The organism is Streptomyces sp. CB01201 (genome assembly GCF_002803085.1).
In the GTDB taxonomy this organism is placed as follows: domain Bacteria; phylum Actinomycetota; class Actinomycetes; order Streptomycetales; family Streptomycetaceae; genus Streptomyces; species Streptomyces hundungensis.
On record NZ_NNBJ01000004.1, the window covers coordinates 33,271 to 56,776 of the forward strand.

A 23,506-nucleotide genomic window follows, 5' to 3' on the forward strand; every position below is an offset into this window, starting at 1 on the left:
GAATTCCTCAGTCCCTCAGCCCGTGGACTAGCGCATGTTCGGGTCGAAGGTGAAGATCACCAGCGTGCCCAGCAGGACGGTGAACACCGTGGCGGTGTAGAGCAGCATCTTCAGCCAGAAGCGGGTGTTGTCCCGCTGCGCGTAGTCGTTGATGACGGTGCGCAGGCCGTTGGCGCCGTGCAGCATGGCCAGCCAGAGCATGGCCAGGTCCCAGATCTGCCAGAACGGGGACGCCCAGCGGCCCGCGACGAACGCGAAGCCGATCTTGGAGACGCCGCCGTCGAGGACGAGCTGGATCAACAGGTGGCCGAGGACCAGGACGACCAGCACGATGCCGGACAGCCGCATGAACATCCAGCCGTACAGCTCGAAGTTCGTACGGGTGGACTTCGGGGTCTTCTTGGTGCGCTTGCGCGGGGCCTCGATGAGCGGGGCCGGGTGATCGGTGTCGTACAGGCTCGCGCCCTCGACTTCGCCGATCGCGGCAGCGGAAGAGGTTTCGGCAGACATCTCAGTCCTCAGCTCCCGAACAGTTCACGGACGGCATGGCCGAGCACCGGGTAGAGCGCGCCCACCATCAGCACGACCCAGACACCCACGACGGTCCAGAGCATCTGCTTCTGGTAGCGCGGGCCCTTGGCCCAGAAGTCGACCGCGATGATGCGCAGGCCGTTGAGCGCGTGGAACAGGATGGCGGCCACCAGGCCGTACTCCAGACACGCGACGATGGGCGTCTTGTAGGTCGCCACGACTTTGTCGTACGCCTCGGGGGAGACACGCACGAGAGCGGTGTCGAGGACGTGGACGAACAGGAAGAAGAAAATGAGGACGCCGGTGACTCGATGAGCCACCCAGGACCACATTCCTTCCCGGCCGCGGTACAGCGTTCCAGCCGGCACGGAAGAACCCTCCGGGAGCGGTGTCGAGGGCCGGCCGGCTTCAGTGTCGGTCTGACCCGGCCGGGTACGGTCCACCGGCCCCGGTCATCGTAGCGACGAGATGTCGGTTCCCTTGCGCCGGGTCCATAGGTGTGATCAAACAGGCAATCAAACAGGCTCGTACGGCCTAGAGAACGCCGTGTGCCGCGCTCGGGGCGTCCGGTTCGGGCTGGCTTGCCACGAGATGGGCGAGCCGGGCGCGGGCGAGGCGGCGCAGTTCGTCGGCGGCGATCGAGCGCTCCTCGTCCGGATCGTTGTTCATCCGCAGCCGGATCCCGCTCAGCACCTGGTCGAGGTGCTCGGCCGGACTGAAAGCGTCGAGACAGATCACGAAGGCGTGCCGGAAGGTGCTCTCGTACGCTGCGTGTGCGGCCCGCAGCGCGGTGCGCGCGGACTGCGGCGCGCTCTCGTGCAGGCCCGGCGAGGACTCGTCGGCCAGCGCCTCGGCGAGGTCGGCGGCGCTCAGGTCGTAGCTGGCCTCGTCGGCCGCGGCGAGCAGCGACTCCAGGTCCGGGTACGGGCGGTGGGCGGCGAGCCGCAGTGCCCAGCGGCGGCTGGCACAGCATGCGAGCAGGGCGGTTTCGGCGGCGCCGACCGGGGCGAGATTGAAACGGTCGAGCCCGTCGGGCCGTGGCGGGGCCGCCGGAACGGATGTGCCCCGGAGCTGATTCGGTATGGCTGCCCGCCCCTGGGCACGAGGAGTGTGATGAAGTGTCGGCGGTCGCTTCCGGGGGCCGGCGTGGGAATCGCTGGACAGCGTGGGCTCCTCGAACACTGCGCGGGACGCGGCAGTACGGGACGGGGCGTGCTGCGAAGCACGGAGACTGGAGTGGAAAGTGAGGTGGGAGTGCCGCCACGCTATCCACGTGGAAAGCGAGCTGCCCGACTGTTGCGCGATTTTCACCCGGACGTGCACACCGGGTCGCCCGCGGTGGACGGACTCCCGGGCCCTTCGGCGTACCTTCGCCCCAGTTGTCCGGCCGGTATCGGGGGCCGCCGGGTCCGGCCTTACTGTTGTTGGACGGGAGGTTTCTGAGTGATGTCGCGTTTCAGGATGTCACGGGCCCGGAAGGCGGGATCCGAAGACCCGAAGCGGTCGTCCTCCCCGTCGTCCGAGGCGCGTGCCTCCCAGCCTCGTGCGCCGCGGTCCCGCCCCGCCTGGCTGCACCGGCCCCGTGGCCGGCGCGCGCTGGTGCTCAAGGTCGCCGTCGCGGGCGCGGCGGTGCTCGCCCTGATCATCGCGGTCTGGCCGGACGACGACACCCACGGCGGACACGGCGGCCCCGCCGACAACAAGCGCGCGTCCTCCGCGCTGCCCTCCCCCTCGCCGATCTACCCGATCTCCTCGCCGCCCCGGACCATCCCCTCGGTACGCGAACACCGGCCCGCGCGCGGGCCCGGCTTCCGGCCGGTGGACGGGACGCGGGTGATCGTGGATGTCAACAGCCAGAGCCTCGCGGACGAGGGCAAGCTCTTCGCGCAGGAGCTCGGCGCCGACTACGTCCTGGGCGGACAGCCCCGCGAGGGCGACGTCGAGCTGGCCCTGACCCCGCCGCCGGCCGGCCAGAAGCCGGTGCCCGAGTCGTACACGCTGACCACCCGTGACCGCCGGGTGCGGATCACCGGGGCCGACGACGCCGGGGTCTTCTACGGCACCCGCACCCTCAAGCAGGCGCTCAAGGGCGGCGGCGTGATGCCCGAGGGCGTCGTCGACGACCGGCCGGACAAGCCGCAGCGCGGCCTCAACCTCGACATCGCGCGCAAGCCGTACACCGAGGCGTGGATCGAGGACCAGCTGCGCCAGATGGCCGACCTCAAGCTCAACCAGCTCGGGCTGCACTTCTCGGACGACCAGGGCTTCCGCATCGAGTCGTCGAGCCACCCCGAGATCGTCTCGCGCGAGCACCTCAGCAAGCGCGATGTGCAGCGGATCGTCGCGCTCGCCACCAAGCTGCACATCACGGTGGTCCCCGAGATCGACTCGCCCGGACACCTCGGCGCGGTGCTCGCCGCCCACCCCGACCTCCAGCTGCGCGACAAGGACGGCAAGGCGGTCAAGGGCGCCATCGACATCGCCAACCCCGCCTCCGGCCGGATCGTCGACGACCTGCTGCGCGAGTACGCGGACCTGTTCCCCGGCACGTACTGGCACCTGGGCGGTGACGAGTACCAGGCCCTGACGGTGAAGTCCCCGGAGACGTCCTTCCCGGGGCTCGCCACCGCGGCCCGGGACAAGTACGGCTCCAAGGCGGGCATCCGGGACCTGGCGACGGGCTGGCTCAACGACCGTGCGGCGGTGCTGCGTTCGGCCAACGCCGGGCGCACCCTGAAGGCGTGGAACGACGGCTTCTTCGCCGGCGGCGAGGTGGCCGCCGACCAGGGCCGCGAGGTCGAGTACTGGACCGGCAAGGAACCCGGCGAGCGGGCGCCCGAGGACCTGCTGGCCCAGGGCCGCCCGCTGGTCAACCTCAACGACGAGTACCTGTACTACGTCCTGGGGGAGCCCGGCCCCTTCAAGTACCCGACGGGCAAGCGGATCTACGAGGAGTGGACGCCGCTCGTGGTGCGCGGCACCAAGCCCGTGGACGGCAAGTACGCCCCGCAGATCCTGGGCGGCCGGTTCGCGGTCTGGTCGGACGTGCCGGGTGCGCAGACCGAGGAGCAGGTGGCGCGCGGCATCCGGCTGCCGCTGCGGGCCACGGCCCAGAAGCTGTGGGACGCGCGCACGCCGACGATGGACTGGGAGGACTTCAAGTCCCTGGCGGACCGGCTGGGTTGAGCGGGCCGGCTGGGTTGAGCGGGCCGGCTGGGTTGAGCGGGCCGGCTGTAAAGGCGCCGCCGGGAAGGGCGGTCATGGCCCCTCAGCTGCTCCGTGGAGGCGTGAGCTTGTCGAGGTCGAGACTGATCTCGAAGGGCACCGGGCGCCGAAGCGAGCCCCGGAAGATCCCGGCGGGCGCATAGGCCGCCGTAGGCTCGTCGAGCTCGTACACATGAACCACGGGTGCGCCATCCTCATCTTCGATGCACCAGTAGTGCGGAATGCCGGCTTCTGCGTACTTGCGGAGCTTGACCGTCCGATCACGGTGGGCGGACTCGGGGGAGACGACCTCCACGACGAGCTTCACGTCCCCGGGGGCGTACCAAGTGCGGTCGGGGTCGTAGGGCAGATCCGTCAGCAGGAGGTCCGGCTCGGGTCGGTTACGGGCATCGAGGCGGATGGTCATTTCCCGTTCGACCTCGACGCCGGTCGGTGCCTGCGCCATGAGGCTGGTGGTCAGAACGGTGATGAGCCGGCCGTGCCAGGACCGCTGGGGCGACAGCACGAATACGAGGGCTCCGTCGATCAACTCGGTGTGGCGCGGCGCATCGGGGAGGTGATCAAGATCCTCCGCGAACCAGCCTTCCGCGCGGGGCGGGCGCATCCAGTCGGGCAGTGCGGTCATGGCTTTTCACGGTAGCGGTTGCGGTCTCGGGAGGCCGGAAGCTCCCTGGATCCACGGAATCGGGGACGCGGACAGGGAGCGACCCGGAGGCGTCGGCGTGCGCAGGGGTGGCTGAGCGCCAGGACGCGTTGGCCACCCGTTGGTCACGCGGTGGTTGTACGGAAGCCGTGCGCGCCGGATGCCGCCTGGTCAGAGCGCCACATGTGCGGAGGACGACCGGGGCCGCCACCCCCCACAGGAGAGGCCCCGGCCGTCTTCCGGCGGGGCCGTTGTGGCGACCCCGTACTTGCTTCAGCGCCGAGCGTGCGTTTTCTGTCACACCCCGCTGTGTCAGTGGGTCGTTGCAGGTTGTACAAGTCGTGGACTTAGGGGGCGCCGAGGCCGTAGCGTGCAGACTCGCGTTCGGGGACGCGACAGTGGTGACCAGCGGTGACATCGAAACAGCCAGTCAAGACAGGGTGCAGGGATTGCTGGGGGACGACGCGGAGCTGACCGCCGCGGTGCTCAGGGCGCAGGACGGGGACGAGGAAGCCTTCCGTGCTGTCTATCGCGCTGTCCACCCGCGCCTGCTCGGCTACATCCGCACCCTGGTCGGCGAGCCCGACACCGAGGACGTGGCCTCCGAGGCCTGGCTCCAGATCGCCCGTGACCTCGAACGCTTCGAGGGCGACGCCGACCGGTTCCGCGGCTGGGCCGCCCGCATCGCCCGCAACCGCGCCCTCGACCACATCCGGATGCGCGGCCGCAGACCCGCCGTCGGGGGCGACGAGAGCGAGCTGACCGGACGGCCCGCCGCCTGCGACACCGCCGACGAGGCTATGGAGGCCCTCGGCACCGGACGTACGATGGCGCTCATTGCCCAACTCCCGCAGGACCAGGCCGAGGCCGTGGTGCTGCGCGTGGTGGTCGGCCTCGACGCGAAGAGCGCGGCGCGGACTCTGGGCAAACGGCCCGGCGCGGTGCGGACCGCCGCGCACCGGGGCCTCAAGCGGCTTGCTGAACTGCTCGGCGCGGACGGCTCCCCGGGGGACGTGGCCCAGGATGTGGAGGAGCTGGGCGCCGTGCCGTCGCAGCGAGCGCCGGAACGCGGTGTGACGCAATCGCGCGCCCGGACGCAGAAGGACATGTGATGGCTGACGAGCGGCACGAGTGGCTTGACGGGGATGCCGCCGATCGACTGCTGCGCGGCGAAGGGGTCGAGCCCGGTGACGAGCGGGCCCGCGCCGAGGCGGACCGCCTCACGGCCCTGCTGCGCTCCCTCGGTCCCGCCGAGCCGGCCACCACCGAACTCCCCGGCGAGGAAGCCGCCCTGGCCGCCTTCCGCAAGGCCCGCCCCGAAGGCACCGCGTACGACGGCGAAGCGCTCGGTGTCGTACGGGTCGGACGGGTGGCCGAGCTGCCCGGGGCACCCCGGCGCAGACGGTTCGCACCGGTACGCCTCGGCCTCGCCGCGGCGCTGGCCTGCTGTGCGATCGGCGGGGTCGCGGTAGCCGCGGGCACCGGTGTGCTGCCCGGTCCCTTCGCCTCCGACGGGCAGGATCCCGTACCCGCCTCCACCGTCTCGGCGGCGGTGACCCCGGGCCCCGTCGCCACCTCGCCCACCTACTCCCTGCCCCCGGGCTCCCCGAGCCCCGACCGGGCGGTGCCGTCCTTCGGCACGCCCGCACCGGGCGACCCCACCCACCGGGCGAGCCCCGGAGGAGCTGCCACGGGCGGCACCTCCGACCCCGGCCGCAAGGACCCCGACCCGACGTCCGGCCCGGGCGGGGACGAGGGCGGTGCGGGCGGCTCGGACGGTAATCGGTGGCTGGCCCGGACGACCGAGGCCTGCCGCGAGTACCGCTCGGGGAAGCTCGACTCGAACAAGCGCCGTGACCTGGAGTCCGAGGCCCATGGGTCGGCCGCCCTGAAGGGCTTCTGCGATCTGGTCCTCGACGGCAAGCCCGGCAAGTCGAACGGCGGAGGCGGCACGGGCTCCGGCGGCTCCGGCGGCGACGGGCACGGCGGCGGCAAGGGCGGTGGCAGGGGCAACGGCGACGGCGAAAGCCCCGGGAACAAGTACGGCGGCGGAGGCGGCGGCAAGCAGAGCTCCGTCGGGCCCCGCCCCGGCCGGCTCCTGGACTGGTTCAAGCCCGCAACGCTCGGCCCGGCCGCCTCACACTGAGGCCCAAGAGCCCGCAGTAACGTTTTTTGAGACGGCGGCGCAGTACAGAGTGAGCCGACTGGTCATCGGCGGCGCAGATGAGCCGGGGTTCCCCCCGTACCCATGGCTCCGCGCGAATGGCGCGGGCGGGACACGTTCCCCCGGTCCCGCCCGCGCCCCCCCCCACGCAGAGCGACCGCGCGACGCTTCGGCTACCAGGAGACGACGACCTTGTCGCCGATGTGCACCTGGTCGAACAGGGCCGAGACCTTGGCCTTGTCCCGGACGTTCACGCAGCCGTGCGAGGCGCCGTTGTAGCCGCGCGCCGCGAAGTCGGACGAGTAGTGCACCGCCTGGCCGCCGCTGAAGAACATCGCGAACGGCATGGCCGTGTGGTAGATCGTCGAGACGTGGTCGCGGCTCTTCTCGAAGACCTTGAAGACGCCCTCGCGGGTCGGCGTGTACTGCGAGCCGAAGCGGACGTCCATCGTCGACTGCACCTTGCCGTCGACCACCCACGACAGCGTGCGGCTGGTCTTGTTGATGCAGATCGTGCGGCCCGTCATACAGCGCGGGTCGAGCTTGGCGGTCGGCTTGTTGACCGCGCGGCCCGCCAGCTCGTCGGCCGTCGGCCTGGTGGTCATGCCGAGCAGCTTGTCCCAGGTCACGGTGTCCGTCGCGCCCGTCGCCGGGAGCCCGCGCTTGCCCTGGAAGCCCTTGACGGCGGCGGTGGTCGCGGCCCCGTACGTGCCCGTCGGGGTGTCGTCGAACCAGCCGATCTGGGCGAGGCGGGCCTGGAGCTCCTTGACCTGGGCGCCCTTGGAGCCGTTGGACATCAAGACCTTCGCCGGCGGCGCCGGCTTGGCCGTCTTGGTGGCCGGGGCGCCGGAAGCGGCCGGCGAACCGGACGGCTTGTCGTCGGTGGCCGCGGAGGCGGACGCGGCGGGCGTGCCCTTGGCCGGCGTCGAGGCGGAGGGTGCCGCGGGAGTGGCGGGCGCGCCCGCGTCCGCGGTGCCGCCCTGCGGACCGCAGCCCACGGCCACCGCGATGACCGCGGTCGCGGCGAGGGTTCTGGCTATGAGAGTGGTGCGTTGGTTCCGGCGCATCGGTCGCCCCCTGTTCCTGTGGTGTCCCCTGAGACAGATTCCCGGCCCGAACGGTTGCAAAAGCTGCCGCGGGCATCGCGGATGTTGTGAGCAAGCTCCCAGCGTGCGCCTCTCCACCCGCCGCACGCCCGCCGCTACAGTCCGTCGCGAGGGTTGGGTACCAGTGAGTAGTAGAGCTCTAGCGGGAGGCACAGCACATGGCGCGCGAGTCTGAATCCGGGTTGCCCATCGAGCCGGTCTACGGACCGGACACCCTCGCCGGATGGGATCCCGCGGAGAAGCTGGGCGAGCCCGGCTCGTACCCGTTCACGCGCGGTGTCTATCCGTCGATGTACACCGGCCGGCCGTGGACCATGCGGCAGTACGCGGGCTTCGGTACCGCCGTCGAGTCCAACGCCCGCTACAAGCAGCTCATCGCCAACGGCACCATGGGCCTCTCGGTCGCCTTCGACCTGCCCACCCAGATGGGCCACGACTCGGACGCGGCGATCGCCTCCGGCGAGGTCGGCAAGGTGGGCGTCGCCATCGACTCCGTCGACGACATGCGCATCCTGTTCGGCGGCATCCCGCTCGACAAGGTGTCGACGTCGATGACGATCAACGCCCCCGCCGCGCTGCTGCTCCTCATGTACCAGCTGGTCGGCGAGGAACAGGGCGTCGCCGCCGACAAGTTGACCGGCACGATCCAGAACGACGTGCTGAAGGAGTACATCGCGCGCGGCACCTACATCTTCCCGCCGAAGCCCTCACTGCGGCTGATCGCGGACATCTTCAAGTACTGCCGGGCCGAGATCCCCAAGTGGAACACCATCTCGATCTCCGGCTACCACATGGCCGAGGCCGGGGCCTCGCCCGCGCAGGAGATCGCGTTCACGCTGGCCGACGGCATCGAGTACGTCCGCACGGCGGTCGCGGCCGGCATGGACGTGGACGACTTCGCGCCGCGCCTCTCCTTCTTCTTCGTCTCCCGCACCACGATCCTCGAAGAGGTCGCCAAGTTCCGTGCCGCGCGTCGCATTTGGGCCCGGGTGATGCGGGACGAGTTCGGCGCGAAGAACCCCAAGTCGCTGATGCTGCGCTTCCACACGCAGACCGCGGGCGTGCAGCTCACCGCCCAGCAGCCCGAGGTCAACCTGGTCCGCGTCGCCGTCCAGGGTCTCGCGGCGGTGCTCGGCGGCACCCAGTCGCTGCACACCAACTCCTTCGACGAGGCGATCGCCCTGCCGACGGACAAGAGCGCCCGACTCGCCCTGCGCACCCAGCAGGTGCTCGCGTACGAGACCGATGTGACCGCCACCGTCGACCCCTTCGCCGGGTCGTACGTCGTCGAGAAGATGACCGACGAAGTGGAGGCGGCGGCCGTCGAACTCATGGAGAAGGTCGAGGAGTTGGGAGGCGCGGTCAACGCGATCGAGCACGGCTTCCAGAAGGGCGAGATCGAGCGCTCCGCGTACCGCATCGCGCAGGAGACCGACTCCGGCGAGCGCGTCGTGGTCGGCGTGAACCGCTTCAAGGTCGACACCGAGGACCCGTACGAGCCGCTGCGCGTCGACCCCGCGATCGAGGCCCAGCAGGCGGCCCGGCTCGCCACCCTGCGCGCCGAGCGCGACCAGGCGGCGGTGGACGCGGCCCTCGCCGAGCTGAAGAAGGCGGCCGAGGGCGAGGACAACGTCCTGTACCCGATGAAGGATGCCCTCAAGGCCCGCGCCACGGTGGGCGAGGTCTGCAACGCGCTGCGCGAGGTGTGGGGGACATACGTTCCCACGGACGCGTTCTGATCTGCGCTTTTCATTCGTACGGGTGACCGGGGGCGGAAACCGCACGCCCCCGGTCACTCTCGTGAAGAGTGAGCTTCCGACAGGGAGGATGCCGTGGCCGTAGTGCAACACGAGCTGACGATGAGCGAAGCCGCCGACCTGCTCTCCAGTGCGCTGCGTGGTCACCGTGTGGAGATTCTCCAGGGGAGGCTCACTGTGACACCGCCGCCGGACGGCTCGCATCAACTGACGCTGACCAGGCTCGGCCGGGCATTCGACCGGGCGGGGATCGTGGAGGCGGGGTATGAGTACGTCCAGGGCGTCGGCCTCTGGCTGCCCACGCTTCCGCAGGACTTCGCGATCCCGGACTTCGCGGTCGTGGACGAGGACTTTCGTGATGCCCACGTCCGGAAGAACTGCTACGCACCGAACGTCTTCCGCCTGGTGGTCGAGGTGACGTCGTCGGACTGGTCCGACGACCTCGGCCCGAAGGTCGAGTGTTACGCCCAGGCCGGGATCCCCGTCTACCTCGTCGCCGACCGTAAGCACGACGAGGTGCTCCTGTACCAGGACCCCGTCGACGGTAAGTACGCCAAGCCCCAGCTCTACAAGCGCGGGCAGAGCGTGCCGGTGCCGGAAGTCGTGGGCGTCGCCCTGGAACTGTCCGTGGACACCCTGCTCGACGGCGACTGACCCCGCGACTCTCGTTCGGCCGGGGTCAGCGGGGTCTGCCCGCCGGGATGGGCTTGCGGGCCAGTGCGCCGCGCAGGAGCGGCGTCGCCCAGCGTTCCACGTAGCGGTTGAGCAGCCAGGCCAGGAGCAGCATCGCCGCGACCGTGAGGGCGAAGGTGGCCGGGGCCGGGATGTGCAGGCCGCGGTGGAGTACGCCCACGACCACCCAGCCCAGGTGCTCGTGGACCAGGTAGAACGGGTAGGTGAGGGCGCCCGCCACGGTGAGCCAGCGCCAGTTCGCCCAGCGCAGGTGGCCGAGCGCGATCAGGCCGACCAGCACGAAGCCCAGCGTGATGATGGCGATGATCACCGAGGCGTGCCGGTTGGAGAAGGCCGCCGGATTCGGCTTGTGCCACAGGCCCGCGACCGCCCAGTGCTGGCCGATGGCCCAGCTGACGGCGACGATGCCCCACGCGGTGACGTCACGCCGGTTGCGGTGCAGCAGGTACAGGCCCATGCCGCCGATGAAGAAGGACGCGTACTCGGGCATGAACACGGCGTTCAGGAAGGGCTGTTGGGCCGTCGCGGTGAGCGCGGCGGCCAGCGTCCAGCCCGCGCAGAACAGCACGACGCGGCGCCGGGTCGCGCCGGGCAGCACCACACAGACGGCGAACAGGGCGTAGAAGCGCAGCTCCGCCCAGAGCGTCCAGCACACCCCGAGCACCCGGGGCACCCCGACCGGCATCTGGAGCATGGTCAGGTTCACCACGAACTCGCTGGGCGTGACGGTCTTGTAGACCACCCACGGCAGCGCGAACACGGCGGTGATGATGATCAGCGCGGCCCAGTACGCCGGGTAGAGCCGGGAGACGCGCGAGGCGAAGAAGGAGCGCAGGGGCCGGCCCCAGCCGCTCATGCAGATGACGAAGCCGCTGATGACGAAGAAGATCTGCACCCCGAGGCAGCCGTAGGAGAACCACTCGTGGGCGGACGGGAACAGCTTCTTGGGGGAGGCGCCCCAGCCCCGGCTGATGTCGCCCGAGCGGCCGCCGTAGTGGTAGAGCGCCACCATCAGGGCGGCGACCAGGCGCAGCCCGTCGAGCGCGCGCAGCCGGGAGACCGGGGCCGCCACCGGGGCGCGCTCGGGCGCCTCCTCCTGCGGCTGACCGCCGCCGGTGCTTCGTACCCGCGGCAGGGTGTTGGTCACGGCGCTCCTCTTCCCGGCGTTCCGCTGCGGCCCGTCGGGCCTTGGCGTCGACAGAGTAGGACCGCCACGGCCCGCGAACGGGGCCGTGGCGGTGGAGTTCCGCTGTCCGACGCGGAGCGTTCATCTGCTGCCGGAACGGGTTTGCCCGGGCGTCGCCTGGGGCGGGCGTCAGGCCGCGCCGAGCGGGGCGAGGTAGTCGTCCAGTCCGGTGGCGTCCGTTCCCGCCCAGCCCACGTATCCGTCGGGGCGGACCAGGAAGAGGCCGCGCCCGTACGCCTCGTACGGGCCCAGCTCGTGCACCCGGACGAGGTCGGACGCGAGGGCGGGGGCCGGGGTGTCGAAGGCGAGCAGGGTGAAGTGCGGGCCGCGCAGGAGGTCGAAGATCCTGCCCTCGGGCAGGATGCCGTCCGGGGCGCGGTCGCCGGCTTCCAGGGCTCCGGCCCGCCCGGCGGAGAGCGGGCCGCCCCGGTAGCCGAGGCCGAGCTGGCCGGTCTCCGACCGGCGTCTGCTGTTCTCGCCGACCATGGCCGTGCGGTGCAGCCGGGTGCTCATGCCGAGCACCCCGGCGGCGATCGGCCTGCGCTCCTCCTCGTAGGTGTCGAGCAGGGTGTCGGGGGCGCCGTGGCGGAGCACCTGGGCGAGCTTCCAGCCCAGGTTGTACGCGTCCTGGACGCTGGTGTTGAGGCCCTGGCCGCCGGCCGGGGAGTGGATGTGCGCCGCGTCGCCCGCGAGCAGGACGCGGCCCGCGCGGTAGCGGTCGGCGAGCGCTGCCCGGGGCCGGAAGTCGGAGGCCCAGTGGACCTCGGCGACCTGCTCCTCGGTCATGGGCGTACGGGCCGCGACCACCTTGCGGACGCCCGCGTCGCTGGTGTCGGGGACGGCGCCCTCGTCGGCGTACTGGGCGATCAGCTGGAACAGGCCGGGCCCGCCGGGCAGCGGGCAGATCAACACGCTGCCCTCCGGACTGCCGTTCCACAGATGCCAGTTGAGGTCGTCGACGAGTGCGTCCGGGGTCATGGTCAGGTCCGCGACGAGCATGGGACGGGGGTCGACGCTCTCGCCTCGCAGGGCGATGCCGAGGGCGCGGCGGATGCCGGAGCGGCCGCCGTCGGCGGCGACGAGGTGGCGGGAGCGGACGGTACGGCCGTCGGCCAGGGCGGCGGTGACGCCGTCGGCGTCCTGGGTGACCGCGGTCACCTCGGCGTCGAAGACGACATCGCCGCCGAGGCTCCGCAGGTGCGCGTACAACAGGTCCTGGAAGCGGGCCTGGCCGATGAGCAGGCCGTTGGCGTGGGGCTCGCGCTCGGTGGGCTCGTAGCGCTCGATCATGTCCCACTCGCGGCCGCGCTCGGTGCCGTCGGGGCCCACCCACTCCAGCATGCGCGGGTAGGCGCGGCCGGCCCGCAGCACGGTCTCGACCAGGCCGAGGTCGTCGAGCAGCTCCAGGGTGCGCGGCTGGAGGCCCTTGCCGCGCGAGCCGGGGAAGAGCCGGTCGGACCTCTCGACGAGGAGGGCGGGGACGCCGCGCCGGGCGAGGTCGATGGCGAGCACGAGACCGGTGGGCCCGGCGCCCACGATCAGGACGTCGGTGGACTCGGGAAGGGCCCCGGAGCCGGTGGCGGGAGCGGTCGCGGGCACGGGTTCCTTAACGTCGTTAAGTTCCATGTTCGGAAGCGTGCGCTTAACGGTGTTAAGTTGTCAAGGTGGCTACGACGAAGATCGACCGGGCGCAGGTCGCCGACACCGCGCTGCGGCTCCTGAACGAGGTGGGCCTCGACGGGCTCACACTGCGCGCCATCGCGAAGGAACTCGGGGTCCAGGCGCCCGCGCTGTACTGGCACTTCAAGAACAAGCAGGCGCTGCTGGACGAGATGGCGACCGTCATGTACCGGCGGATGGCCGCGGACGGCCCGCCGGGACTCGCCGAGCCCACCTGGCAGGGCCAGTTGTGCGCCGTCAACCGCGCCCTGCGCGCGATGCTGCTCGGCTACCGCGACGGCGCGAAGGTGTACGGCGGCGCCCGCTTCACCGGTACCGACCACGCGGAGGCCCTGGAGGCCCACCTCGGCCGGATGTGCCAGGAGGGCTGGACGCTGCGCGACGCGGTACGGGCGGGCACGCTGGCGTACGCCTACACGATGGGCTTCGTCGCGGAGGAGCAGGGCAGCGTGCCCGCGCCGGGCGGGCAGGGCGAGTCCGTCGACGTGGCCGCCCGCGCGGAGCGCCTGTCCGCCTACCCGCTGGCGGCCGCGGCGGGCGCGGACATCTTCGAGTCGTTCGACGAGCGGTTCGAGGAGGGGCTGACCGTCCTGGTGGCCGGCATCGAGGCGACGTACCGCCCACGGGGGTGAGCCGCGGCTTCCCGGCGCCGGAGTCCGCGGCTCCTGGTGGCTAGGCCCGCCGCGGCGTCAGCCGCCGGACCCGCCGGGCCACCCGGCGCACCGTCGCGTTGCGCGGGATGAAGCCCAGCTGGGACGGGATCGCGCCGGGCAGGGCGAGCGCGGTCAGGCGGCGGCGCTTGAAGTACCGCCAGGTGTGGGTGTTCAGGGAGGCCGAGAGATAGCGCTCGGCCGCGCCGCGCAGGTCCGGGCGCAGCTCGGGCTGCATCGCATAGCCCACCGCACGCAGCAGCTCCGGCAGGTCCACGGCCGGGTGTGCCTCGCCCTCCAGGGGCGGGAGCATCGCGTCCGCGATCGTCACCGGGACCCGGTTGCTGTTCTGGTACGGGGCGATCCGGTCCAGGAGCAGCTCGGTGCCGACCCGGGCCACCGCGATGCCGTAGAACGCCGACGCCGTCAGGAGCGCCGTCGAGAAGCAGCCCACCACGAGCGCGGGGGAGAGGCGCTCGTAGAGCACCTCGGCCATCAACGGGCGTTCGAGGAAGGTCAGTTGGACGTCGAGCGTCACCGCCTCCGCCTCCAGCGCCTGCGACCAGGCCGGCGGCGCCGACGGGTGCGGCTTGAAGACGATCCGCCGATGGCCCCGCGCCGCAGCGCCCCGCAGCATGCGCAGGTGCAGCTCCTCCTCCTGGGCCGGGGTGAGGATGGACAGCGCGGACAGGTACTGGCCGAGCAGGAGGGCCGGCGGCTCGCCCTCCGAAGGCAGGCCCAACTCGGTTTCCGCTGCGGCCAGTTCACCCACCGTCTGCACGAAGGCCGCCGTCGGCACCGTCTCGCTCGGCACGCCGAACTCCCCGAGCAGCAGGGGCCGCAGCTCCGGAACCAGGTCCAGGTGCAGCACCCGGCGCACCCGTGAGCCGATCAGCGGGTCCAGCTTGTTGCGCGTCGGGCCGTACGTCATCAGGCCGTCCGCGTACACCGTGATCGGCGCGTCCGGGAAGAGCTGGGCGACCGCCTGCGCCGGGTTCACCTGGATGGACTCAAGGGCGAGCTCGATCCGGTCGTCCCCGAGGTCCCACAGCACCCTCAACTGCCGCTCCCAGAGCGGGACATCGTCCGGGCGCGGGGACCAGCCGCCCGGGTGGAAGGGGGCGATCGTGTCGTTCCAGGAGAGCACCCCGTCGAATCGGCCGCGCAGCAGCTCGAAGCCCGGCATGGTGTCGAGCGACGGCGACACCTCCGGCGCGGGCGCGTTGTTGCTGATGAGCAGCAGCCGCCGGTCGGCCGTGGGGAAGCAGCCGCTGTCGAGGGCGGCGGCGAGCGTGGCCACCCCGTACAGGGTGGACGCCGCGAAGATCTGGGTCGTGGGCATCAGGCGGCAGCTCCCGCCGAGGGCGCGGCCGGGCGGTGGCGCAGCCTGCGCAGCCGGGCGGCGCGGCGCGCGTCCATCGAGTTCAGCGCGTCCCTGAGGTGGTCCTGCGGCAGCCGTTTCAGCGCGCCCGCGCTCAGGGCCTTGAGTTTTCTGGCCACGGCCGGTTCGAACCTTTCGATGCCGCTCATATGGTGGGAAATGATCGCGCAGTACGTCCGTACGGCTTTCGGGAGCAATTCGTCCGCATCCCGGTCCGCGGCCGTCTCCGCTATTACTTGATCGAATGCGCGAATGAAATCGAGTTGTCGCACATCGCCGATTTGCGTCAGCGAGGAGGCGACCCCGCGCCGGTAGAACACGCCGAGCTGCCCCGTCACCGCGAAGGACTCCGCCTCGCGGTGCAGCCGCCAGATCCACGGCCGGTCCTCGGCCGTGCGCAGCCCGTCGGTGAAGTGGAGCAGCCCGCGCTCGGCCAGCCTGCGGTGGTACATCCCGGCCCAGGCGAACGCGTAGTCCACCGAGGTGGAGCGGGTGGCGGGCAGGATCGCCTCGCGCGGAGACATCACCTCACCGCGCCGGCCGTGCGGCACCCGGTGCACCGTACGCTCCTGGCCGGTCACCTGGACGTGGTCGGTGCGGACGAAGTCACAGCCCAACTCCTCGATGACGGAGAGGAGTTGGGAGAAGTAACCGGGAGCGAGCCAGTCGTCGCCGTCCAGGTACGTCAGATATTCGCCGCGGGCCGCGTCCAGGCCGGTGTTGCGGGCCGTGGCCAGACCGCCGTTGCGTTCGTGTCTGAGCAGCACCGCCCCCGGCAGCTCGCGCTCGGCGCGTTCGAGCAGCTCGATCGTGCCGTCCGACGAGCAGTCGTCGACCAGCAGGAACTCGAAGTCGTCGCGGGCGTTCGCGCGCAGACTTCGCAGGGTGTCGGATGCGTAGGCGCGCACGTTGTAGAACGGCACGATGACGGAGAGCTTGACCACGGCGGTGACGCTATGGCGCCGTTCCGTCATTCGTCCTGTCCGGCACCAAGATGATGGGTGAACGAAGAATGGCGGGACTGTTAACCCGTCCGCCGGGCCGCCCCGCACTCCTTGAGTAGTCGCGCTGTTAACCAGTTGTTGCAGTCGAGTTGGGCCGCGAATACGCGGGGCTTCCTAGTTTCTACGGCGTGCCATCACGTACCGATTCAAGGCTGCGGATCGCGGTTCTCGCGGATTCGGACACCCGGTGGAAATGGGGTGCGCTCACCGCGCGCCGCCTCGCCGAACAGGCTCCCGGGACCGACTCCGCCGCGACCGCGCCCCTCGCCCCCGAACTCGACGGCTTCCTGCTCCGGGGCCGCGCCACCCCCACGCCTCGCCAGCTCGCCGAGGTGGGGGTCGCGGCGGACGCCCTGCGCGAAGTGACGATGGCTCAATTCCTGGATGCCGTGGCCAAGTCGGGCTCGGCAGGTGCGGCGTACGACGTCATCGTGCTCGCGCTCGTCGGCGGCGCCGCCCAGGCCGCGCTGCACGGGCTCGCCGCCCGGCTGCGGGGCCGGAGCCGCCGCCCCGTGATCGTCACCGGCTATGTGGGCGTCGTCTACGAGAAGCTCGCCGACGGTCTGCTCCTGCGGCACGGCGCCGACATCGTGCTCGCCAACTCCCGCCATGACGCGGCCCGTTTCCGCGCGGTGTACGAAGGCGTGGGCGCCGACGCCTCCGCCGTCACCGAGGCCGCGCTGCCCTTCCTCGGCGGCGCCGCCTACACGGCCGAGCCCGGCCGCGACACGGTCGTCTTCGCCGCCCAGCCCTCCGTGCCGGAGAGCCGCGCCGACCGCCGGTACCTCCTTGACCGCCTGGTCGGGCACGCCCGGCTGCACCCGGAGCGCGAGGTCGTCCTCAAGCTCCGCTCCAAGCCGGGCGAGCACACCACGCACATCGAGGAACACCCCTTCCAGAAGCTCGCCAAGGGCATCGACCTGCCGCCCAACTTCTCGCTGGCGTACGGGAACATGGGCGGGATCCTGGACCGCGCCGACCTCCTGGTGACGGTCTCCTCGACCGCCGCCCTGGAGTCCCTGCACCGCTCGGTGCCGACGGCCGTCCTCACCGACCTCGGTGTCCGCGAGGTCCTCGGCAACCACCACTTCCTCGGCTCCGGCTGTCTGGCCTCCTGGGACCGGCTCGACGCCGGGCACCGGCCCGTGCCCGACCCCGAGTGGCTCGCCGCCCAGGGTGTGGCCCCGGGTGACGCGTACCACCGCGCCTTCGACCAAGTGCGGTCCCGCGTGGCCGAGTTGCTCGCCGCGGCGAGCCTGCCGCCGATCGCCCCCTACTACACCGCCGCCACCGCGCCCGGCTACCTCCCGGGCATCCTCGCCCGCCACCACCTCGCCCCCGACGGCACCCCGCTGCCGGGCGCGGCCCCCGCCACCGAGCGGACCGGGCTGCGCCGGGTGATCAGGGACGCCGTGCGCGACGCGGCGCGCGGCGCCTACCGCCACGGCGTGCAGCGGGTCGCGCCCGTCATCCGCCGGATGGGAGAACTGTGATGCCCCCGACCGCCGCACCGAGCACGCCCCCCAAGGTGCTCGCCGTCATCCCCGCCCGGGGCGGCTCCAAGGGTGTGCCCGGCAAGAACCTCGCCTCCGTCGCCGGGGTGCCGCTCGTGGTGCGGGCCGTGCTCGCCTGCCGGGCCGCCCGGCTCGTCACCGACGTCGTCGTCTCCACCGACGACCCGGCGATCGCGGCCGCCGCCCGCTCGGCCGGCGCCGACGTGGTCGTCCGCCCGGCCGGGATCTCGGGCGACACCGCCAGCAGCGAGGCCGCCGTCCTGCACGCCCTGGACGCGCACCCGGACGCCCGGGTGGTGCTGCTCGTGCAGTGCACCAGCCCGTTCCTGACCCGCGAGGACGTCGAGGGCGTGGCCGCGGCGGTCCTGGAGGACGGCGCCGAGACCGCCGTCACCGTCGCCCCCTTCCACGGCTTCCTGTGGCGCGAGGACGAACTCGGCGGCGGCCAGGGCATGGGCCACGACAAGTCGTTCCGGCCGCGCCGCCAGGACCGTCCGCAGGACTTCCTGGAGACCGGCGCCGCCTACGCCATGGACGCCGAGGGCTTCCGCACCCACCAGCACCGCTTCTTCGGCCGCACCGCGCTGGTGCGCACCGACCCGGCACGGGTCCTGGAGATCGACGAGCCGCACGACCTGGACCGGGCCCGCGCACTCGCCCCCGTCCTCGACCGGCTGCCCACCCCGACCCGCGACGACGTCGACGCGGTCGTCCTCGACTTCGACGGCACCCAGACCGACGACAAGGTCCTCATCGACTCCGAGGGCCGCGAACTCGTCGCCGTGCACCGCGGTGACGGGCTCGGCATCGCCGCCCTGCGCCGGGCCGGGCTCAGGCTGCTCGTCCTGTCCACCGAGCAGAACCCCGTCGTCGCCGCCCGCGCCCGCAAGCTCAAGATCCCGGTCCTGCACGGCATCGACCGCAAGGACCTCGCGCTCAAGCAGTGGTGCGAGGACGAGGGCGTCGACCCCCAGCGGGTGCTCTACGCCGGCAACGACGTCAACGACCTGCCCTGCTTCGCCCTCGCCGGCTGGCCGGTGGCCGTCGGCAGCGCCCACGACTCGGTGCGCGCAGCGGCGCGTGCCGTGACCCGCACCCCCGGCGGCGAAGGAGCGATCCGCGAGATCGCCGCCTGGCTCCTCGGACCCGAACTCACCCACACCCCACCGCCCCCGCACGCCCCCGAGACCCACCACACCCCCGCCTGACCTCCCCGCCCGACCTCCCCATCCGATGTAAGGAAAGACCCTCATGAGCAACCGTCTGCGCACCCTCGGCAGCCGCACCGCAGGCCCGGGCCACCCCGTGTACGTCACCGGCGAGATCGGCATCAACCACAACGGCGACCTCGACAACGCGATCGCCCTGATCGACGCCGCCGCCGACGCCGGCTGCGACGCGGTCAAGTTCCAGAAGCGCACCCCGGAGATCTGCACTCCGCGCGACCAGTGGGACATCGAGCGGGACACCCCGTGGGGCCGGATGACGTACATCGACTACCGCCACCGGGTGGAGTTCGGCGAGGACGAGTACCGCACCATCGACGCGCACTGCAAGGAGCGCGGCATCGATTGGTTCGCATCGCCGTGGGACACCGAGGCCGTCGCGTTCCTGGAGAAGTTCGACGTGCCGGCCCACAAGGTGGCCTCCGCCTCGCTCACCGACGACGAGCTGCTCCGCGCCCTGCGCGCCACCGGCCGCACCGTCATCCTCTCCACCGGCATGTCGACGCCGAAGCAGATCCGGCATGCGGTCGAGGTGCTCGGCAGCGACAACATCCTTCTGTGCCACGCCACTTCGACCTACCCGGCCAAGGCCGAGGAGCTCAACCTGCGCGTGATCAACAGCCTGATGGCCGAGTACCCCAACGTGCCGATCGGCTACAGCGGCCACGAGACCGGCCTCCAGACCACGCTCGCCGCCGTCGCGCTCGGCGCTGCGTTCGTCGAGCGCCACATCACTCTGGACCGCGCGATGTGGGGCTCCGACCAGGCCGCCTCCGTCGAGCCCGGCGGCCTGACCCGCCTGGTCCGTGACATCCGCACCATCGAGGCGGCGCTCGGCGACGGCGTCAAGAAGGTCTACGACTCCGAGCTGGCCCCGATGAAGAAGCTGCGCCGCGTCGCCGGCGTCGTCGCCCAGGCCGAGGCCGCCGACGCCGAGAGCGCCGGGGACCGCGCCCCGGCCGCGGTCTGAGGGGGCGGGCCCGCCGTGCCTCGGGACACCTCCGCCACGCTCGCCTTCGTGGAGAGCCCGGTCCAGCTGCTCAACGTCCTGGAGTGGGCCCATTCGGCGGGCCCGCTGCTCGACGGCGTACCCGCACAGCAGCGTCCCGAGGCGCCCGACCTCTCCGGGCTGACCGTCGTGGTGCTCTCGCCGACCGACCCCATGTCGCGCGGCCAGCTGCGCCGGATGGCCGAGCTGGCCCGGGACGCCGGCACGAAGGTGCGCTGGGAGGAGGCCCGGGGCGGCCTCACGGCGCCGCTGCACACCATCGGCGGGCTCACCCCGATGCTGCGCAGGGCCGACCGGATCGTCATGGGCGACCCGTTCTCGCGCTACGTCCAGCTCCTGCTCACCGTCTCGCGCGCCCGTGACCTGGTGGTCGTGGACGACGGGACGGCCACCATGGAGTTCGTCTCCCAACTCGCCCGCGGCGAGCGCCTGGTGCGCTGGCACCGGCGGGGCAGCCGGGCCGGCATACGTGACCTCGTGTTCGCGCCGGTCTCCGCGGCGGCCCGCCGCCGGCTCACCCCGGCGCGGCGCCGCAGCGTGGAGGTGTTCAGCGCGATGCCCGTCGAGGCGCCCGAGGGCGTCACCGTCACCGCCAACACCTTCGGCTGGACGCGGGCGGGCTTCGGGCCGCCGCGCCTGACCAAGGGCGCCGACCTGGTGGGGACTTCACTGGTGGAGACCGGGGTCGTCGACCCGGAGAGCTACCTCGCCGCGGTCGAGCAGCTGGCCCGTACGCACGGGGTGACCCGCTACTTCGCGCACCGCAGGGAGTCCGCCGAGAAGCTGCACACCCTGCATGCCCGCACCGGCCTCGAAGTCGTACGGCCCGATCTGCCGCTCGAACTCATCGCGCGCCGGGGCCCGGTGGGCCGCACGATCCTCAGCTTCCCCTCCACCGTGGTACACACCCTGCCGCTCGCGCTCGCGGGGACCGGGGTACGGGTCGTGGTCTGCGACATAGACCCCCGGTGGCTCACCGACAAGGCCTCGCCGCGCGCCCAGGGCTTCCTCGACGGTGTGACGGGGGCGGCGCGCCGGGCCCACGGCCTGGCCAGAGTGGCTGCCTAGGGCGGGGCGGCGGATGTCGTCCGGCCCGGGGGAGGACGGCCGCTCCTACTCTGGGGGGAACGTCCATGCCCGGACATCGGGCGGAAGGATGAAATAGTTTACCCAGTTGTCACGAACGGCATGCGCCGTGCGACCAGCTTTCTTTCCCCTATGCGGCTGAACTTTTGTTGATCGCGCGTGAGTTGACCCTCCGAGAGGCCTACCCTCAACGAGTGAACCAGTTGATGTCCCGTGAGTCGTCCGAAGCCGATCTGCCCGGCGAAGCACCGCTGCCCGGCGAGCTGAGCGAGGCGCTGTTCGCCGAACTCGTCGCCTTCCGGCGGGACTTGCACATGCATCCCGAGCTCGGCAACCAGGAGTTCCGGACCACCGCCGCGATCAAGGCCCGCCTCGAAGCGGCCGGCCTCGAACCGCGGGTGCTCCCCTCCGGCACCGGCCTCATCTGCGACATCGGAACCTGGGACCATGAGCGTCCCGTGCTTGCGCTGCGCGCGGACATCGACGCGCTGCCCATCCCCGACGCCAAGGCGGGCGTGCCCTACCGCTCCACCGTGCCCGACCGCGCGCACGCCTGCGGCCACGACGTGCACACCACCACCGTCCTCGGCGCGGGCCTGGTCCTCGCCGAGCTGCACCGCCAGGGCCTGCTGCCCGCCCCCGTGCGGCTGCTCTTCCAGCCCGCCGAGGAGGTGCTGCCCGGGGGTGCGGCCGATGCCATCGCGGCCGGCTGCCTGGACGGCGTGGGCCGGATCATCGCGGTGCACTGCGACCCGCGCGTGGACGCCGGGCGCATCGGCCTGCGGCACGGCGCGATCACCTCCGCCTGCGACCGCCTGGAGGTCTCCCTGGACGGGCCCGGCGGCCACACCGCGCGCCCGCACCTGACGACCGACCTGGTGACCGCCGTCGCCCGGGTCGCCGCCGACGTGCCCGCGCTGCTCGCCCGCCGCATCGACGCCCGCGCGGGCCTCGCGCTGACCTGGGGCCGCATCGAGGCGGGCCACGCCTGCAACGTCATCCCGATGCACGCCGAGCTGGCCGGAACCGTGCGCTGCCTGGAGCTGGCGGCCTGGCGCGACGCGCCCGACCTGGTGCACGCCGCGATCGACGAGGTGGCCACCCTGCACGGGGCCAAATCGGAGATCAACTACGTCCGCGGAGTCCCCCCGGTCGTCAACGACCCGATCGTCACCGAGCTGCTCGCGGAGGCGATGACGGCCCGCCGCGGGGCGCACGCGGTGGAGGACACGGAGCAGTCGCTGGGTGGCGAGGACTTTTCCTGGTACCTGGAGCACGTACCCGGGGCGATGGCCCGCCTCGGGGTCCGCACTCCGGGCTCGAATGCCCGGCTCGACCTGCATCGGGGTGATTTCGACGCGGACGAGGCCGCCATCAAGGTCGGGGTCGAACTCTTCACCGCCGCGGCGCTGCTCGATGGCAACCGCTCGTAACCGGACACTTCATCCTCTGTTCGCGGCGATTCGATAACGGCTTACGAACAGGGCTTTACGCGACATCTACGCGCGTTACGATCCGACGCGAAACCAGCGCCGGTAGGGGCGCCTCGGTTCAGGTTTGAAGGGACCTCCTCGTGCGCCGGGTATCCAAGATCGCTGCGGCAGGTATCGCCACCGCCGCGCTCGCGCTTTCCGCCACCGCCTGTGGCTCCACGTCCTCCCAGAAGGACTCGGGCAACTCCTCCTCGTCCGCCGCGGGCGGCAAGGGCGTCAAGATCGGTGTCGCGTACGACGTCGGCGGCCGTGGCGACCACTCGTTCAACGACTCCGCCGCGCGCGGCATCGACAAGGCCAAGGCCGAGTTCGGCGGTGACGTCAAGGAGCTGACCGCCAAGACCACCGACACCGAGGCCGACCGCGAGCAGCGGCTGACCGACCTCGCGGGTGCGGGCTACAACCCGGTCATCGGCATCGGCTACGCGTACGCGAACTCGATGAAGAAGGTCGCGGTCAAGTACCCGAACGTCACGTTCGGCATCGTCGACTCCGTCGTCGAGGGCCCCAAGAACATCGACAACATCGTCTTCACCGAGGAGCAGGGCTCCTACCTCGCGGGTGTCGCCGCGGCGCTGAAGACCAAGACGAACCACGTCGGCTTCATCGGCGGCGTCGACGTCCCGCTCATCAAGAAGTTCGAGGCGGGCTTCAACCAGGGCGTCAAGGACACCAAGCCCGACGTCAAGGTCGACAACCAGTACCTGTCGCACGGCTCGGACACGTCCGGCTTCGCCAGCCCCGACAAGGGCAAGGAAGCCGCCCAGGGCATGCTCGACAACGGCGCGGACGTCATCTACACCGCCGCCGGCTCCTCCGGCACCGGTGCGATCGAGGCCGTCGCGGGCAAGAAGGGCGCCTGGGCGATCGGGGTCGACTCCGACCAGTACCAGCAGGCCTCGCTCTCCAAGTACAAGAACTCGATCCTGACCTCGGTCGTCAAGAACGTCGACATCGGCGTCTACGACCTGATCAAGTCGATCAAGGACGGCAAGCCGCTGGTCGGCACCAACAGCTACCCGCTGGCCAAGGGCGGCGTTTCGCTCGCCACCAGCGGTGGCTTCATCGACGACCTGAAGCCGCAGCTCGACGCGGCCCAGAAGAAGATCGTCGACGGCTCCATCAAGGTCAAGACGACCCCGTGACCCGGGACGGTCA

21 protein-coding genes are annotated in these 23,506 nt (G+C 71.5%); 12 read left to right on the top strand and 9 right to left on the bottom strand.

The window, feature by feature from the left end:
* Nucleotides 1-27: 27 nt before the first annotated feature.
* The 3 genes from CG740_RS10290 to CG740_RS10300 form a co-directional block, all read right to left on the bottom strand.
* Nucleotides 28-510, bottom strand: a complete 483-nt coding sequence (locus CG740_RS10290) for a succinate dehydrogenase hydrophobic membrane anchor subunit (protein WP_100574739.1) — start codon at nucleotides 508-510, stop codon at nucleotides 28-30.
* A gap of 8 nt (nucleotides 511-518) precedes the next feature.
* Nucleotides 519-899, bottom strand: a complete 381-nt coding sequence (gene sdhC, locus CG740_RS10295; protein WP_100574740.1) for a succinate dehydrogenase, cytochrome b556 subunit — start codon at nucleotides 897-899, stop codon at nucleotides 519-521.
* A gap of 166 nt (nucleotides 900-1,065) precedes the next feature.
* Nucleotides 1,066-1,713, bottom strand: a complete 648-nt coding sequence (locus CG740_RS10300; RefSeq protein WP_234376180.1) for a 2-oxo-4-hydroxy-4-carboxy-5-ureidoimidazoline decarboxylase — start codon at nucleotides 1,711-1,713, stop codon at nucleotides 1,066-1,068.
* Nucleotides 1,714-1,992: 279 nt separating this feature from the next.
* Between CG740_RS10300 and CG740_RS10305 the strand changes: the two genes are divergently transcribed.
* A complete protein-coding gene (locus CG740_RS10305; RefSeq protein WP_100575069.1) occupies nucleotides 1,993-3,717 on the top strand; it encodes a beta-N-acetylhexosaminidase in 1,725 nt (574 codons plus the stop codon).
* Between the two features lie 82 nt (nucleotides 3,718-3,799).
* On the opposite strand, the gene CG740_RS10310 is transcribed toward CG740_RS10305, so the two are convergent.
* Nucleotides 3,800-4,381: a Uma2 family endonuclease gene (locus CG740_RS10310; RefSeq protein ID WP_100574741.1), complete on the bottom strand. Its 582-nt coding sequence runs from the start codon at nucleotides 4,379-4,381 to the stop codon at nucleotides 3,800-3,802.
* Nucleotides 4,382-4,848: 467 nt separating this feature from the next.
* Between CG740_RS10310 and CG740_RS10315 the strand changes: the two genes are divergently transcribed.
* A complete protein-coding gene (locus CG740_RS10315; RefSeq protein WP_100574742.1) occupies nucleotides 4,849-5,511 on the top strand; it encodes an RNA polymerase sigma factor in 663 nt (220 codons plus the stop codon).
* Entirely contained in the window at nucleotides 5,511-6,545 is a 1,035-nt protein-coding gene (locus tag CG740_RS10320; RefSeq protein ID WP_199846398.1) for a hypothetical protein, read from the top strand. Before CG740_RS10315 ends, CG740_RS10320 begins: the two co-directional genes overlap by 1 nt.
* A gap of 191 nt (nucleotides 6,546-6,736) precedes the next feature.
* Here CG740_RS10320 and CG740_RS10325 read toward each other — a convergent pair whose 3' ends face one another.
* On the bottom strand, nucleotides 6,737-7,630 hold the full coding sequence (locus tag CG740_RS10325; protein ID WP_100574743.1) for a L,D-transpeptidase family protein: 894 nt from the start codon (nucleotides 7,628-7,630) through the stop codon (nucleotides 6,737-6,739).
* 197 nt (nucleotides 7,631-7,827) lie between these two features.
* On the opposite strand from CG740_RS10325, the gene CG740_RS10330 reads away from it, so the two are divergent.
* Both CG740_RS10330 and CG740_RS10335 read left to right on the top strand, forming a co-directional pair.
* A complete protein-coding gene (locus CG740_RS10330; RefSeq protein ID WP_100574744.1) occupies nucleotides 7,828-9,408 on the top strand; it encodes an acyl-CoA mutase large subunit family protein in 1,581 nt (526 codons plus the stop codon).
* A 93-nt stretch (nucleotides 9,409-9,501) separates the two neighbouring features.
* The gene (locus CG740_RS10335; protein ID WP_234376182.1) at nucleotides 9,502-10,080 is read left to right on the top strand and encodes a Uma2 family endonuclease; all 579 of its coding nucleotides are present in this window, start codon (nucleotides 9,502-9,504) and stop codon (nucleotides 10,078-10,080) included.
* A 25-nt stretch (nucleotides 10,081-10,105) separates the two neighbouring features.
* On the opposite strand, the gene CG740_RS10340 is transcribed toward CG740_RS10335, so the two are convergent.
* Both CG740_RS10340 and CG740_RS10345 read right to left on the bottom strand, forming a co-directional pair.
* The gene (locus CG740_RS10340; protein ID WP_384495027.1) at nucleotides 10,106-11,266 is read right to left on the bottom strand and encodes an acyltransferase family protein; all 1,161 of its coding nucleotides are present in this window, start codon (nucleotides 11,264-11,266) and stop codon (nucleotides 10,106-10,108) included.
* 168 nt (nucleotides 11,267-11,434) lie between these two features.
* Nucleotides 11,435-12,931 carry an FAD-dependent monooxygenase gene (locus CG740_RS10345; RefSeq protein WP_100574746.1) on the bottom strand — a complete coding sequence of 499 codons (1,497 nt, stop codon included), beginning with the start codon at nucleotides 12,929-12,931 and terminating at the stop codon, nucleotides 11,435-11,437.
* 38 nt (nucleotides 12,932-12,969) lie between these two features.
* Here CG740_RS10345 and CG740_RS10350 point away from each other — a divergent pair, with 38 nt between their 5' ends.
* Complete coding sequence (locus CG740_RS10350) at nucleotides 12,970-13,617, top strand: TetR/AcrR family transcriptional regulator C-terminal domain-containing protein (protein WP_100574747.1); 648 nt, start codon at nucleotides 12,970-12,972, stop codon at nucleotides 13,615-13,617.
* Between the two features lie 40 nt (nucleotides 13,618-13,657).
* On the opposite strand, the gene CG740_RS10355 is transcribed toward CG740_RS10350, so the two are convergent.
* Nucleotides 13,658-14,977, bottom strand: coding sequence for an alpha-2,8-polysialyltransferase family protein (locus CG740_RS10355; RefSeq protein ID WP_100574748.1), 1,320 nt, complete (start codon nucleotides 14,975-14,977; stop codon nucleotides 13,658-13,660).
* Entirely contained in the window at nucleotides 14,977-15,960 is a 984-nt protein-coding gene (locus tag CG740_RS10360) for a glycosyltransferase family 2 protein (RefSeq protein WP_100575071.1), read from the bottom strand. The genes CG740_RS10355 and CG740_RS10360 overlap by 1 nt, the downstream gene beginning before the upstream one ends.
* Nucleotides 15,961-16,148: 188 nt before the next feature.
* Here CG740_RS10360 and CG740_RS10365 point away from each other — a divergent pair, with 188 nt between their 5' ends.
* The 6 genes from CG740_RS10365 (at nucleotide 16,149) to CG740_RS10390 (ending at nucleotide 23,493) form a co-directional block, all read left to right on the top strand.
* Entirely contained in the window at nucleotides 16,149-17,513 is a 1,365-nt protein-coding gene (locus tag CG740_RS10365; protein ID WP_100574749.1) for a DUF6716 putative glycosyltransferase, read from the top strand.
* On the top strand, nucleotides 17,513-18,742 hold the full coding sequence (locus tag CG740_RS10370) for an acylneuraminate cytidylyltransferase (protein ID WP_100574750.1): 1,230 nt from the start codon (nucleotides 17,513-17,515) through the stop codon (nucleotides 18,740-18,742). Before CG740_RS10365 ends, CG740_RS10370 begins: the two co-directional genes overlap by 1 nt.
* A gap of 43 nt (nucleotides 18,743-18,785) precedes the next feature.
* The gene (locus tag CG740_RS10375) at nucleotides 18,786-19,730 is read left to right on the top strand and encodes an N-acetylneuraminate synthase family protein (RefSeq protein WP_100574751.1); all 945 of its coding nucleotides are present in this window, start codon (nucleotides 18,786-18,788) and stop codon (nucleotides 19,728-19,730) included.
* Nucleotides 19,731-19,745: 15 nt separating this feature from the next.
* Complete coding sequence (locus tag CG740_RS10380) at nucleotides 19,746-20,837, top strand: hypothetical protein (protein WP_100574752.1); 1,092 nt, start codon at nucleotides 19,746-19,748, stop codon at nucleotides 20,835-20,837.
* A 224-nt stretch (nucleotides 20,838-21,061) separates the two neighbouring features.
* The gene (locus tag CG740_RS10385) at nucleotides 21,062-22,288 is read left to right on the top strand and encodes an amidohydrolase (protein ID WP_100574753.1); all 1,227 of its coding nucleotides are present in this window, start codon (nucleotides 21,062-21,064) and stop codon (nucleotides 22,286-22,288) included.
* A 140-nt stretch (nucleotides 22,289-22,428) separates the two neighbouring features.
* Nucleotides 22,429-23,493 carry a BMP family lipoprotein gene (locus CG740_RS10390; protein ID WP_100574754.1) on the top strand — a complete coding sequence of 355 codons (1,065 nt, stop codon included), beginning with the start codon at nucleotides 22,429-22,431 and terminating at the stop codon, nucleotides 23,491-23,493.
* Nucleotides 23,494-23,506 lie beyond the last annotated feature (13 nt).

Bases quoted from the DNA above. Each gene is read 5' to 3' on its own strand.
- CG740_RS10290 (WP_100574739.1), bottom strand. From the start codon at position 510: ATGTCTGCCGAAACCTCTTCCGCTGCCGCGATCGGCGAAGTCGAGGGC.
- CG740_RS10305 (WP_100575069.1), top strand. From the start codon at position 1,993: ATGTCACGGGCCCGGAAGGCGGGATCCGAAGACCCGAAGCGGTCGTCC.
- CG740_RS10310 (WP_100574741.1), bottom strand. From the start codon at position 4,381: ATGACCGCACTGCCCGACTGGATGCGCCCGCCCCGCGCGGAAGGCTGG.
- CG740_RS10320 (WP_199846398.1), top strand. From the start codon at position 5,511: ATGGCTGACGAGCGGCACGAGTGGCTTGACGGGGATGCCGCCGATCGA.
- CG740_RS10325 (WP_100574743.1), bottom strand. From the start codon at position 7,630: ATGCGCCGGAACCAACGCACCACTCTCATAGCCAGAACCCTCGCCGCG.
- CG740_RS10330 (WP_100574744.1), top strand. From the start codon at position 7,828: ATGGCGCGCGAGTCTGAATCCGGGTTGCCCATCGAGCCGGTCTACGGA.
- CG740_RS10345 (WP_100574746.1), bottom strand. From the start codon at position 12,931: ATGGAACTTAACGACGTTAAGGAACCCGTGCCCGCGACCGCTCCCGCC.
- CG740_RS10355 (WP_100574748.1), bottom strand. From the start codon at position 14,977: ATGCCCACGACCCAGATCTTCGCGGCGTCCACCCTGTACGGGGTGGCC.
- CG740_RS10370 (WP_100574750.1), top strand. From the start codon at position 17,513: ATGCCCCCGACCGCCGCACCGAGCACGCCCCCCAAGGTGCTCGCCGTC.
- CG740_RS10375 (WP_100574751.1), top strand. From the start codon at position 18,786: ATGAGCAACCGTCTGCGCACCCTCGGCAGCCGCACCGCAGGCCCGGGC.
- CG740_RS10385 (WP_100574753.1), top strand. From the start codon at position 21,062: ATGTCCCGTGAGTCGTCCGAAGCCGATCTGCCCGGCGAAGCACCGCTG.